Raw genomic sequence first — 13146 nt, 5'->3', positions numbered from 1 at the left:
TGTCGGGAGGACAAGATGAACAATGATGATTTCCGGCAATGGTCGCAACGCGCCGCCGATTGGGGCGCCGACTATCGCAACAATTTGCGTGAGCGGCCGGTGCGGCCGCTGATCGAGCCGGGCGACATTTTCAGGAGCATCGAGGCGTCGCCGCCCGAAGACGCGGAGTCGATGGACAGGATTTTCGCCGATTTCCAAGAGAAGATCGTGCCGGGGATGACGCATTGGCAGCACCCGCGCTTCTTCGCCTATTTCCCGGCCAACGCGGCGCCGGTCTCGGTGGTGGCTGAATATCTGGTGTCGGCGATGGCCGCGCAATGCATGCTCTGGCAGACCTCGCCGGCGGCGACCGAGCTTGAAACGCGGACCGTCGACTGGATGCGCCAGGCGCTCGGCCTGCCGGAAGGATTCTCCGGCGTTATCCAGGATTCGGCCTCGTCGGCGACACTCAACGCGGTGTTGACGATGCGCGAGCGGGCGCTGGACTGGCAAGGCAACAAAAAAGGATTGGCCGGGCAGGGCCGATTGCGCATCTATTCCTCCGATCAGGTGCACACTTCGATCGATCGGGCGATCTGGGTGTCAGGCATAGGCGAGGACAATCTCGTGCGCATTCCTGTCGCCGGCCGTTTTCGCGCCATGGACGCAGCCGCACTCGACGCGGCAATCGTCGCCGACCGCGCGGCCGGCATGTTGCCCGCCGGCATCATCGCCAGCGTCGGCGGCACCAGCACCGGGGGCACGGACGATATTGCAGCAATTGCGGCGGTCGCCGGTCGGCATGGGCTCTACCTGCATGTCGATGCCGCCTGGGCCGGGTCGGCGATGATCTGCCCGGAGTACCGGCATTTCTGGGCCGGCGCCGAGCTGGCGGATTCCATCGTCTTCAACCCCCACAAATGGCTGGGCGCGCAATTCGACTGCTCGATGCAGTTCATTCGCCAGCCCGAGGACCTCGTTCGCACGCTGGCCATCAAGCCCGAATTCCTTAAGACACATGGCCGCGACGGCATCATCAACTATTCCGAATGGTCGGTGCCGCTTGGTCGGCGCTTCCGGGCGCTGAAGCTTTGGTTTCTGCTGCGCGCGCATGGACTGGAAAACCTGCGAACCATGATCCGCACCCATGTCGCCTGGAGCGAGGGCCTTGCCGCTCGGCTGGCAAGGGAGGTGGATTTCGAGATCGTCACCGAGCCGATGCTGTCGCTGTTTTCGTTCCGACACAAGGCTGCCTCGGGCGCAGATGCCGACGAGCACAATCTGCGGCTCGTCAATGCGATCAACGACGATGGCCGCATCTACCTGACGCAAACGAAGGTCGATGGAAAGGTGGCGATCCGCTTCCAGGTCGGCCAGTTCGACGCGACGGCGGGAGACGTCGATGCCGCTTTCACCGCCATTACCGAAATTGCGCGTGCCACGGCCTGAAAAAGCTGGATGAAGGTGGCACCGAGGTTCACCCGTACAATCATCAGATTTCGTTAGCCGGCTTGCACCTTTTCATCGGTTTCGTTTTCTATTATAAGCAAGAAAAACGAAAACGGGAGCTTGCCTTATGTATCTGTCGCCGCGCCATGCCGAGATCATCCAGATGGCCAAGGACAACGGCCGCGTGCTGGTTGATGACCTGGCCACGCATTTCAACGTGACGCCGCAGACCATACGCAAGGACCTCAACGATTTGTGCGACCAGCGGCTGCTTTCGCGTGTCCATGGCGGCGCCTTGTTCCCGTCCGGTATCGAGAACATGGAGTATGAAGCCAGGCGCAAGATCGCGGCCGACGAGAAGGAAGCGATAGGCCGCGCGGCGGCCAGGCTGATCCCCGACAACGCCTCGCTGTTCATCAACATCGGCACCACGACAGAGGCGGTCAGCAAGGCACTGCTCGATCACGACGGCCTGATGGTCATCACCAATAACATCAATGTTGCCAATAGGATGCGCATCTATCCCTCGATCGAGGTGGTGATTGCGGGCGGAGTGGTGCGCGGCTCCGACGGGGGTGTTGTCGGCGAGGCGGCGGTTGATTTCATCAGGCAGTTCAAGGTCGACTACGCTGTCATCGGCGCCTCGGCTATCGATCATGATGGCGCGCTGCTCGATTTTGATTTCCGCGAGGTGAAGGTGGCGCAAGCGATCATCGCCAACGCCAGGCACGTCATCCTGGTTTCCGACCAGACCAAGTTCGAACGCACGGCGCCTGTGCGTATCGGCCATCTGTCGCAGGTCAACACCTTCATCACCGATCGCTGCGACATCCCGTCCGTGCGCAAGATCTGCCAGGAGGCCGAGGTTCAGCTCATCGAGACGTCGCTTGGCTGACGCAATTCACGGTCTTCTCACAGGCGTGTGATATTTCGTTTGACATTCGTTATGAGTTCGAAATAATTCCGCCACGGTTTCGCAAAAGAGCAAAAATGGTGCAATGCGAAATCGTGGAGGAGCTAGGTGGACACATCTTCAGTCCGGGACATTTTCGTCATAGGTGGCGGCATCAACGGCTGCGGCATCGCCCGCGATGCCGTGGGACGCGGGTTCTCGGTCTTTCTCGCCGAAATGAACGATCTCGCCAGCGGAACCTCGTCCGGTTCGACCAAGCTGATCCATGGCGGGCTGCGCTATCTCGAATTCTATGAATTCCGCCTGGTGCGCGAGGCGCTGATGGAGCGCGAGGTTCTGTGGAAGAACGCTCCGCACATCATCTGGCCGATGCGCTTCGTGCTGCCCTATGCCAAGGGCCTGCGCCCGGCCTGGCTGATCCGGCTCGGCCTTTTCCTTTACGACCACATCGGCGGGCGCAAGTTGCTGCCGGCGACCAGAACGCTCGACATGGCAAGCGACCCGGCGGGCAAGCCTTTGAAGCCGCTGTTCAAAAAGGCTTTCGAATATTCGGATGGCTGGGTCAACGACGCGCGGCTGGTGGCGCTGAATGCTCGTGACGCCGCTGACCGGGGCGCAACGATCCGGACTCGCACCAAAGTGGTTGGAGCGCGCCGCGAGGGCGGAATCTGGGCGATAAAGATCGAGGACCTGCGGACCGGCGAGACCGACGAGGTCAAGGCACGGTTGCTGGTCAATGCGGCGGGTCCTTGGGTCGACCACGTGCTGTCCGGCGTCGTCGGCCTCAACGACGTGCACAATGTCCGCCTCGTGCAGGGCAGCCACATCGTCATCGCCAAGAAGTTCGACGACCCGCGCGCCTATTTCTTCCAGAACAGGGACGGCCGCATCATCTTCGCCATCCCCTACGAGGACGAGTTCACGCTGATCGGCACCACCGACCAGGATTATCCCGGCGACCCACATGATGTGAGGATCAGCGACACCGAGATCGACTATCTCTGTGCCGCGGCGAGCGAGTATTTCGCGGTTCCCGTCAAGCGTTCCGACATCGTCTGGACCTATTCGGCCGTGCGTCCGCTCTACGATGACGGCGCCTCCAAGGCGCAGGAAGCGACACGTGACTATGTGCTGAAGGCGGATGGCGGCGACGGCGCCGCGCCGCTGGTCAACGCGTTTGGCGGCAAGATCACCACCTATCGCCGGCTGTCGGAATCGATGCTGGAGAAGATCGAAGGTTTTCTCGGCAAGCGCGGCAAGCCGTGGACATCAGATGCGCCGCTGCCGGGCGGCGATTTTCCGGCCACGGGTTTCGATGCGCAGGTGGCGAAGCTGAAAAGCGCCTATCCTTTCCTCGACCAGCGCTTGGCGCGCCGGCTGACGAGGCTCTATGGAACGCGTGTACAGGTGCTGCTCGGCTTGGCCAAGTCGATTGCCGATCTCGGCCGCAATTTCGGTGGCGATCTCCACGAAGCCGAGGTGCGCTATCTCGTTGAAAACGAATGGGCTGTCACGGCGGAAGACGTGCTGTGGCGGCGAACCAAGCGCGGCCTGCATCTTAACCGCGAGCAGGTCGCGGCACTCGATGAATTCATGCGCGGCATAAGCCGGCAGCACGTCGCGGCCGCCGAATGAAGAGGTTTTGAGCTGATGCGGAAAGCCTGGGAGGAGGCGTCATGCTGGAACTGAGGAACGTCACCAAGACGGTCGGTGCGGTCGAGCACATCCGCGACGTGTCGCTGACGCTTCAGCACGGCTCGCTCAACGTTTTGCTCGGGCCCACACTTTCAGGCAAGACCAGCCTGATGCGGCTGATGGCCGGCCTCGATGTGCCGACCTCCGGCTCGGTCTGGTTCGACGGCCGGAATGTCACTGGCACGCCTGTGCAGAAGCGCAAGATCGCCATGGTCTACCAGCAGTTCATCAATTATCCGGCGATGACCGTCTATGACAACATCGCCTCACCCCTCAAGGTGGCCGGCGTCGAGCAGGGCAAGATCGACAGCCAGGTGCGCGAAGCGGCGGCACTCCTCAAACTGACCCCCTATCTCGACCGCACGCCGCTCAGTCTGTCGGGCGGGCAGCAGCAGCGCACCGCGCTGGCGCGCGCCATCGTCAAGAATGCCAGCCTTGTGCTGCTCGACGAACCCCTTGCAAATCTCGACTACAAATTGCGCGAGGAATTGCGAGCCGAACTGCCGAGGATATTCGCGGCCGCCGGTACCATCTTCGTCTATGCCACCACCGAGCCACATGAGGCCCTGCTGCTCGGCGGCAATACGGCAACGCTGTCGGAAGGCCGCATCACCCAGTTTGGGCCGACCATCGACGTGTTCCGCAAACCGGTCGACCTGGTGACGGCGAGGACCTTCGCCGATCCGCCGCTCAACACCATCGTGCTGGCCAAGAAGGGGGCGGATTTTCTGCTGGAGGGCGGCGTCAAGCTGCCGGTGCCCGCTGATCTCGTCGACATCGCCGATGCGAACTATACGGTCGGCTTCCAGCCGCACCATCTTTCGCTCGACCGGCCCAATGCCTCCGCGGTGCCGGTGCGGGCGAAAGTCACCATCACGGAAATCACCGGGTCCGAAAGCTTCATCCATCTCGACTTTGCCGATGTACCCTGGGTGATGTTGACCCATGGCATCAGGGATTTCGAGACAGACGCGGTGGTCGAAGTGTTCATCGATCCACGTCACATCATGGTCTTCGACGAGCACGGCCGGGCCGTGACCGCGCCGAAGCTGGCGGCTTGAGGAGGACGATATGGCGCGCATCGACGTCAACCATGTCAGGCATTCCTATCTACCGAACCCGCGCAAGGATGCCGATTTCGCGCTGCGCGAAGTGCATCACACTTTCGAGGATGGTGGTGCCTATGCGCTGCTCGGACCGTCCGGCTGCGGCAAGACCACGCTGCTCAACATCATATCGGGGCTGCTGCATCCCTCGCATGGCCAGTTGCTGTTCAACGGCAGGGACGTGACCACCCTGTCGACGCAGGAGCGCAATATCGCGCAGGTGTTCCAGTTCCCGGTCATCTACGACACCATGACGGTCTATGACAATCTGGCCTTCCCGCTACGCAATCGCGGCGTACCGGAGGCAGATGTCGACCGCAAGGTGCGCGAGACGCTGGAGATGATCGACCTGGCGTCCTGGGCCAAGAAGAAGGCCAGGGGCCTGACCGCTGACCAGAAGCAGAAGATCTCGCTCGGCCGCGGCCTGGTGCGCTCCGACGTCAACGCCATCCTGTTCGACGAGCCGCTGACCGTCATCGACCCGCATATGAAGTGGGTGCTGCGCTCGCAATTGAAACAGCTTCATCGCCGCTTCGGCTACACGATGGTGTATGTCACCCACGACCAGACCGAGGCGCTGACCTTCGCTGACCAGGTCGTCGTCATGTATGATGGCGGCATCGTGCAGATCGGCACGCCGGCCGAACTGTTCGAGCGGCCGCGCCATACCTTTGTCGGTTATTTCATCGGTTCGCCGGGCATGAACGTCATGCCTGTGGCGATCGACGGCAAGACGGCGACGCTCGGCTCGCAGCGTATCGAACTGCCGGGCGCGCCCAAAGCCGCCGGCGGCGCCGTCGAACTCGGCATTCGCCCCGAATATGTGCGGCTCGGCCGGGACGGCATGGCCGTCTCGATCACCAAGGTCGAGGATGTCGGCCGCCACAAGGTGGTTCGCGCCAAGCTGGAAGGCAGGGACATCGCTGCCGTCATCGGTGAGGACGAGACCGTGCCAGCCGAACCGAAGGTGCGGTTCGATCCGGCCGGCATCAACATCTATGCCGGTTCCTGGCGTGTCGAGATGGGGGCATAGATGGACAAGACCTGGAACAACAAGGCCTGGTTCCTCGTGCTGCCGGTGCTGGTGCTGGTGGCCTTCACCGCCGTCATACCGCTGATGACGGTGGTCAACTATTCGGTGCAGGACACGTTCGGAAACAATGTCTTCACCTGGGCCGGCACCGAATGGTTCGAGGAACTGCTTTCATCCAGCCGCTTCTGGGAAGCGATGGTTCGCAACCTGATCTTTTCCTTTATCATCCTGGCGATCGAGGTGCCGCTCGGCATCTTCATCGCGCTCAACATGCCTAAGAAGGGCTGGGGCGTGCCGGTCTGCCTGGTGCTGATGTCGCTGCCACTGCTGATCCCGTGGAATGTCGTCGGCACCATCTGGCAGGTGTTCGGACGCAACGACATCGGACTGTTGGGCTATTACCTCAACGCGATCGGCATCGACTACAATTACGTGCAGGATCCGTTCGATGCCTGGGTGACGATCATCGTCATGGATGTCTGGCACTGGACCAGCCTCGTCGTGCTGCTCTGCTATGCCGGGCTGGTCTCGATCCCCGATGCCTTCTACCAGGCGGCAAAGATCGACGGGGCCTCGCGCTGGGCGGTATTCCGCTACATCCAGCTGCCGAAGATGCAGCGCGTCCTTTTGATCGCCGTGCTGCTGCGCTTCATGGACAGTTTCATGATCTACACCGAACCGTTCGTCGTCACCGGCGGCGGGCCGGGCAACTCGACGACCTTCCTGTCGATCGACCTCGTCAAGACGGCGCTCGGCCAGTTCGACCTTGGCCCGGCGGCCGCCATGTCGCTGGTCTACTTCCTCATCATCCTGTTGTTGTCATGGGTGTTCTACACCGTGATGACCAATTACGACGCGGAGCGCTGAAATGGCTGGCGCCAATGAACGAACCGAGCGCAATGCGATGAACGGGACCGCCTCGGAAAGTCTCGCCGGTACACTGTCGCAGAGCGATCTCGACAGGCGCATGCGCCGGCGCGGCGAGGAATCGCACTGGTGGTGGATCGTGCCGACGCTCTACATCATCGTACTTCTGCTGCCGATTTACTGGCTCATCAATATGAGCTTCAAGACCAATGCCGAGATCGTCAACTCGATGACGCTCTACCCGCACACGCCGACAATCGCCAACTACGTCACCATCTTCACGCAGAGGGCTTGGTATTCCGGCTACATCAACTCGATCACCTATGTCGTCATGAACATGTTGATTTCGGTGTCGGTGGCGCTGCCTGCGGCTTACGCTTTCTCGCGCTATCGTTTCCTCGGCGATAAGCATCTATTCTTCTGGCTGCTGACCAACCGCATGGCGCCGCCGGCCGTGTTCGCACTGCCGTTCTTCCAGCTCTATTCGGCCTTCGGCCTCATCGACACGCACATTGCGGTGGCGCTGGCGCACTGCCTGTTCAACGTGCCGCTGGCGGTGTGGATCCTCGAAGGCTTCATGTCGGGCGTGCCGAAGGAGATCGATGAAACCGCCTATATCGACGGCTATTCGTTCCCGCGCTTCTTTGTCAGGATATTCATGCCGCTGATCGCCAGCGGCATCGGCGTCGCCTGCTTCTTCTGCTTCATGTTCTCATGGGTGGAACTGTTGATCGCGCGCACACTGACCACCACCGACGCCAAGCCGATCGCCGCCACCATGACGCGCACCGTATCGGCCGCCGGCATGGACTGGGGCCTCCTTGCCGCAGCCGGCGTGCTGACGCTGATCCCTGGCGCGCTCGTCATCTGGTTTGTCCGCAACTATATCGCCAAGGGCTTCGCCCTGGGGAGGGTATGATCATGAATCTCGACCTCTCCTGGATGGCGTGGACGTGGCCGACGGCCGCTTTCTTCGCCACCATTCTTCTGTTGCTGTGCGGCATGGCCGCTTGGGAATACGCCTCGCCAGGCGGCAATCCGCGCGTCGGCATGCTGCGCTTCGAGACGACACGCGGCGATCGCCTGTTTCTGTCGCTGCTTGGCAGTGCCTTTATTCATCTCGCTTGGCTGGGTCTCGTCGGATCCAACCTTTGGTGGGCTCTCGCTCTCTCCGTGGTCTACGCCGTCGGCGTGTTCCGCTACGTATAGAGGGGGAAACTGTTGGAGCGGCCGCGTGCCGGCGACTGCTCCAGATCGCACTTGAAACTTAAAACTGTGGAGGAAACTAATGCGACGGCAATTTTTAACGTCAACGACCGCCCTTGTCCTGTTGCTGGGGGCAGGCAATGCCTATGCCGGAATGGACGAAGCCAAGTCCTTCCTGGACAAGGAAATCGGCCCCCTGTCGACGCTTTCGCGCGCCGATCAGGAAGCCGAAATGCAATGGTTCATCGACGCCGCCAAGCCGTTCGCCGGCATGGACATCAAGGTCGTCTCTGAAACCATCGCCACCCACCAGTATGAATCGCAGGTGCTGGCGCCGGCCTTTACCGCCATCACCGGCATCAAGATCACACATGACGTTATCCAGGAAGGCGACGTCGTTGAGAAGATCCAGACGCAGATGCAGACCGGCCAGAACCTCTATGACGGCTGGGTCAACGATTCCGACCTGATCGGCACCCACTGGCGCTACCAGCAGGTGCGCAATCTGACCGACTGGATGGCGGGTGAGGGCAAGGACGTCACAAATCCGAACCTGGACCTGAAGGACTTCATCGGCACCTCGTTCACGACGGCTCCCGACAAGAAGCTCTACCAACTGCCCGATCAGCAGTTCGCCAACCTCTACTGGTTCCGTTACGACTGGTTCAACGACGAGAAGAACAAGGCCGACTTCAAGGCGAAATACGGCTACGACCTCGGCGTTCCGGTCAATTGGTCGGCGTATGAGGACATCGCCGAATTCTTCACCGGTCGCGAGATAGACGGCAAGAAGGTCTATGGCCACATGGACTACGGCAAGAAGGACCCGTCGCTGGGCTGGCGGTTCACCGACGCCTGGCTGTCGATGGCCGGCAATGGCGACAAGGGCCTGCCGAATGGCTTGCCGGTCGACGAGTGGGGCATCAAGGTCGACGAGAATTCACGCCCTGTCGGCTCCTGCACCGCCCGCGGCGGCGATACCAATGGTCCTGCGGCGGTCTATTCGATCCAGAAGTATCTCGACTGGTTGAAAGCCTACGCGCCTGCCGAAGCGCAAGGCATGACCTTCTCTGAATCCGGCCCGGTGCCGGCGCAAGGGGCGGTTGCCCAGCAGATCTTCTGGTACACCGCCTTCACCGCTTCGATGGTCGACGCCGGCGCCAAGGCGGTGCTGAACGACGATGGCACGCCGAAGTGGCGCATGGCGCCGTCGCCGCACGGCGTCTACTGGAAGGACGGCATGAAGCTCGGCTACCAGGACGTGGGTTCCTGGACGCTGATGAAGTCGACGCCGACCGATCGCGCCAAGGCCGCCTGGCTTTACGCGCAATTCGTCACCTCGAAGACCGTGGACGTGAAGAAGAGCCATGTCGGCCTGACTTTCATCCGCGAGAGTACTATCCACGACAAGAGCTTCACCGAACGTGCGCCGAAGCTCGGCGGCCTGATCGAGTTCTACCGCTCACCCGCCCGTGTGCAGTGGTCCCCGACCGGCACCAACGTGCCTGACTATCCGAAGCTGGCTCAGCTCTGGTGGCAGGCAATCGGCGATGCGTCGTCCGGAGCCAAGACGGCGCAGGAAGCGATGGACTCGCTCTGCGGCGAGCAGGAGAAGGTCATGAGCCGCATCGAGAAATCGGGTGTCCAGGGCGATATCGGCCCGAAGATGGCCGAAGAGCATGATCTCGCCTACTGGAACGCCGACGCGGTCAAGAAGGGCAATCTCGCGCCTCAGCTCAAGATCGAGAACGAGAAGGAAAAGCCGGTCACCATCAACTACGACGAACTGGTCAAGAGCTGGCAAAAGTAAGACGATCTATGCGGGCGTTCGCGCCCGTGTGAAATTGAGGGAGGCGGCGCGTTGCCGTCTCCCTTCTTTTTGTTAAGGCGGAGGATGCAGAATGAGCGGTTTGGTGCTTGCGATCGACCAGGGAACGACATCGACACGGGCGATCCTGTTCGACGGCACGATGAATGTCGCAGGCAGCGGGCAGAAGGAATTCGCCCAGCACTATCCGGCCTCAGGCTGGGTCGAACACGACCCGGAGGAGATCTGGTCGAGCGTCATTGAGACGGTGAGGGCCGCGCTGAAGAATGCCGGCCGCGACGCTTCGGATGTGGCTGCGATCGGCATCACCAACCAGCGCGAGACGGTCGTCATCTGGGACAAAGCGACCGGCAAACCGATTCACAACGCCATTGTCTGGCAGGACCGGCGCACCGCTCCGCTATGCCAGAAGCTCAGGAAGCAGGGGCTTGAGAAGAAATTCACCCGCAAGACCGGCCTGCTGCTCGACCCCTATTTCTCCGGCACCAAGATCGCCTGGATGCTGGACAAGGTGAAGGGCGCGAGGAAGCGTGCCGAGAAGGGCGAGCTGCTCGCCGGCACCATCGACAGCTTTTTGATCTGGCGGCTGACCGGCGGCAAGGTTCACGCCACGGATGCCACCAACGCGTCGCGCACGCTGGTCTACAACATTGCGGAGAATGCCTGGGACGAAGAGCTGCTGGCCATCCTGCGCATCCCCGCCGCGATGCTGCCCGAAGTCAAGGATTGCGCCGATGATTATGGAATAACAGAGAAAAACCTGTTTGGCGCCGAAATCAGAATCCTCGGCGTTGCCGGCGACCAGCATGCCGCGACGATTGGCCAGGCCTGCTTCGAGCCGGGCATGATGAAATCCACCTATGGCACCGGCTGTTTTGCGTTGCTCAACACCGGCAGCGACCTGGTGCGGTCGAAGAACCGACTCTTGACCACCATTGCCTATCGGCTGAACGGCAAGACCACCTATGCGCTGGAAGGCTCGATCTTCATCGCTGGGGCTGCCGTGCAATGGCTGCGCGACGGCATCAAGGTGATCGGCAAGGCAGAACAGAGCGGCAAACTCGCGGCGGAAGCCGATCCGACGCAGAACGTCTATCTGGTGCCGGCCTTTGTCGGGCTCGGTGCGCCGCACTGGGATGCCGAGGCGCGGGGCGCGATTTTCGGATTGACCCGCAACACCGGACCGGCGGAGTTTGCCCGCGCGGCACTGGAATCCGTCGCCTACCAGACCCGCGACCTGCTCGACGCCATGCACAAGGATTGGAAGGGCGCCAAGGCAAAGACGGTGCTCAGGGTCGATGGCGGCATGGTGGCATCGGACTGGACCATGCAGCGCCTGGCCGACATTCTCGACGCGCCGGTCGATCGGCCGACAATTCTGGAGACGACCGCGCTGGGGGCGGCATGGCTTGCCGGTTCGAAGGCCGGCGTATGGCCGAAGGCGCGGGAATTCGCGAAGACCTGGGCCCTGGAGCGGCGGTTCGTGCCCGAGATGGAATCCGCTACCCGGTCCGTCAAATTGATGGGCTGGCGGGACGCTGTGCGCCGGACATTGAGCGTGCCATAATCGCCTTGAGGTGAGGGCTTGGCGAGGGGGAAATGACGCCGGAATGGTATAGCAACTGGTGCGCGGAGGCATTCGAACAGCTTACCGCGAAGAACGCCCGTCTGGAGAAGGATTTCCACTTGGGGCACTGGCCGCGCTATGACTACGACCTGACAGCGGGGAAGCTGCTGTTTTCACAGGAAGGGAAGGTCGCGGTCGTCGCCGAAATCCAGATCGCGGGTTCCACGAGCACAATGGCTGGCAACTGGCTGTGGGGCCTGGGCGAACTCCAACCTGCCCGACGAACTCCTTGCGGACGCAAAGCAGGTCCGATCCTTCGGGGAACAGAACGGCATCGACGAGCTGGCGCAGGCTTACGTGGTCGATACCGACGACGACCTCGAAGCACTCGGATGGGAACTCAGCGGGGCTATGGTACGGATTTGCGACGCTGTTGGAGCGTACCGCTCTCCCCGCGGCAAAGGTGGCGGTCTTTACCTGGTTATCAAGAGCCTGAGCTGGGCCAGCTGACAAACGCGACCACTGCCAACCATGTTAGGATAGACGCGACAAGGCCCGCGTCTTCTACACGCGGGCCTTTACTCACCATTACCAGCTACTGATACTCAATACGGATCAGTAAGGGGAGCGGCACTCCCGACGAGGACCATTGTTCGGCTGGAAGGTGTTGTCGGAAGCGCGGTAGCTCCGATAATGATCGTAGCACCACTGAACGTGCGAGTTGCCTTCATAGACGCGGTTGTTCTCGTTGTTGACAATCGCGCCGGTGATCAGCGCGCCAGTCGCGAAGGCGGCCAGCGGGAACCAGTAGTCGCCATGACGGCGATAGCCGCGGCGATATTCACGATAGCCGCGATGCCCATTCCAATACATGTCACCGTTGCGGCTAAAGCTTCGATTGCGCGAGAAATTGCGGTCGAAGGAGCGGTTTCTCCTCCACTCCCGGTATTGCACCGTCTGCACATCCGGCGCTGCCGCCTGGGAGAGTGGCACGAAGTTGGGCTGGGCGTTGACCGGCACCACCTCCGCCGCGACGAATGTCGCCGAAAGGGTGGCGGCAAGCAGGCCCGTTGTGATTCTATTCATTGGTATTCTCCTCGAGGGTTGGCGAACGTCCCTTTGGCAAAAAACGACAGTGCGTCGGATTTGTTCCGCCGTGTAGGCAGCCGTTCCCGCACGAAACCCAAACCGCCGGGCTGGTCGCCAGAACCCGGGGGAACAAGCAAGGGGCAGCGAATTAGGGCAAAGAGCAGGTTTGGAACCCCTCTTTTCCGGTTGACCGGTCGCGGCACTCTCCCTATGTTCCGCGCAATTTCGAGGGCGGCCTTTTCGAGCCCGCGGGAGCGCGTAGCTCAGCCGGTAGAGCAACTGACTTTTAATCAGTAGGTCATGGGTTCGAATCCCATCGCGCTCACCATCGTCAAATGGTCCGTTCCGGACACATAGGTTACGGTTTATACCGGAGACATGGGTAACACTTTTGGCCCGAAGGGGTTTTGGAGT

At 61.3% G+C, this 13146-nt stretch carries 12 protein-coding genes, 1 tRNA gene and 1 pseudogene; 13 read left to right on the top strand and 1 reads right to left on the bottom strand.

The annotated features are described in order from the left end of the window. The first annotated feature begins 15 nt into the window (after positions 1 to 15). The 12 genes and pseudogenes from FJ527_RS03605 to FJ527_RS29890 all read left to right on the top strand — a co-directional run bounded on the left by FJ527_RS03605 (position 16) and on the right by FJ527_RS29890 (position 12153). A complete protein-coding gene (locus tag FJ527_RS03605; RefSeq protein WP_140821759.1) occupies positions 16 to 1428 on the top strand; it encodes a pyridoxal-dependent decarboxylase in 1413 nt (470 codons plus the stop codon). 127 nt (positions 1429 to 1555) lie between these two features. Next, positions 1556 to 2323, top strand: a complete 768-nt coding sequence (locus FJ527_RS03600) for a DeoR/GlpR family DNA-binding transcription regulator (protein WP_015317731.1) — start codon at positions 1556 to 1558, stop codon at positions 2321 to 2323. A gap of 126 nt (positions 2324 to 2449) precedes the next feature. Continuing rightward, positions 2450 to 3976 (top strand): glycerol-3-phosphate dehydrogenase, encoded by a 1527-nt coding sequence (gene glpD, locus FJ527_RS03595; protein ID WP_140616337.1) that lies wholly within the window; start codon positions 2450 to 2452, stop codon positions 3974 to 3976. 41 nt (positions 3977 to 4017) lie between these two features. After that, a complete protein-coding gene (locus tag FJ527_RS03590; RefSeq protein ID WP_140821757.1) occupies positions 4018 to 5097 on the top strand; it encodes an ABC transporter ATP-binding protein in 1080 nt (359 codons plus the stop codon). A 10-nt stretch (positions 5098 to 5107) separates the two neighbouring features. Then, positions 5108 to 6175 (top strand): ABC transporter ATP-binding protein, encoded by a 1068-nt coding sequence (locus tag FJ527_RS03585; RefSeq protein WP_140821755.1) that lies wholly within the window; start codon positions 5108 to 5110, stop codon positions 6173 to 6175. Further along, a complete protein-coding gene (locus FJ527_RS03580) occupies positions 6176 to 7042 on the top strand; it encodes a sugar ABC transporter permease (RefSeq protein WP_027044598.1) in 867 nt (288 codons plus the stop codon). It begins immediately after the preceding gene. Position 7043: 1 nt separating this feature from the next. Further along, positions 7044 to 7961: a carbohydrate ABC transporter permease gene (locus FJ527_RS03575; protein ID WP_140821753.1), complete on the top strand. Its 918-nt coding sequence runs from the start codon at positions 7044 to 7046 to the stop codon at positions 7959 to 7961. A 2-nt stretch (positions 7962 to 7963) separates the two neighbouring features. Further along, positions 7964 to 8251, top strand: coding sequence for a DUF2160 domain-containing protein (locus tag FJ527_RS03570; protein WP_015317737.1), 288 nt, complete (start codon positions 7964 to 7966; stop codon positions 8249 to 8251). A gap of 79 nt (positions 8252 to 8330) precedes the next feature. Further along, positions 8331 to 10058: an ABC transporter substrate-binding protein gene (locus FJ527_RS03565; protein ID WP_015317738.1), complete on the top strand. Its 1728-nt coding sequence runs from the start codon at positions 8331 to 8333 to the stop codon at positions 10056 to 10058. A 91-nt stretch (positions 10059 to 10149) separates the two neighbouring features. Further along, positions 10150 to 11643: a glycerol kinase GlpK gene (glpK, locus tag FJ527_RS03560; RefSeq protein WP_140821751.1), complete on the top strand. Its 1494-nt coding sequence runs from the start codon at positions 10150 to 10152 to the stop codon at positions 11641 to 11643. A 32-nt stretch (positions 11644 to 11675) separates the two neighbouring features. Continuing rightward, positions 11676 to 11840, top strand: a pseudogene (locus FJ527_RS29895) (DUF6882 domain-containing protein); the annotation flags it as partial. A gap of 40 nt (positions 11841 to 11880) precedes the next feature. Next, positions 11881 to 12153, top strand: coding sequence for a DUF6882 domain-containing protein (locus FJ527_RS29890; RefSeq protein ID WP_348642612.1), 273 nt, complete (start codon positions 11881 to 11883; stop codon positions 12151 to 12153). Between the two features lie 105 nt (positions 12154 to 12258). Here FJ527_RS29890 and FJ527_RS03550 read toward each other — a convergent pair whose 3' ends face one another. Next, positions 12259 to 12729 carry a BA14K family protein gene (locus FJ527_RS03550; RefSeq protein ID WP_015317740.1) on the bottom strand — a complete coding sequence of 157 codons (471 nt, stop codon included), beginning with the start codon at positions 12727 to 12729 and terminating at the stop codon, positions 12259 to 12261. 255 nt (positions 12730 to 12984) lie between these two features. On the opposite strand from FJ527_RS03550, the gene FJ527_RS03545 reads away from it, so the two are divergent. Continuing rightward, a tRNA-Lys gene (locus FJ527_RS03545) sits at positions 12985 to 13060 on the top strand. Positions 13061 to 13146: the final 86 nt, after the last annotated feature.

It is taken from the genome of Mesorhizobium sp. B2-4-18 (assembly GCF_006441385.1).
Classification (GTDB): Bacteria; Pseudomonadota; Alphaproteobacteria; order Rhizobiales; family Rhizobiaceae; genus Mesorhizobium; species Mesorhizobium australicum.
The sequence above is the reverse complement of the archived record's forward strand: the minus strand, read 5'-3'. Positions and strand labels throughout refer to the sequence as shown.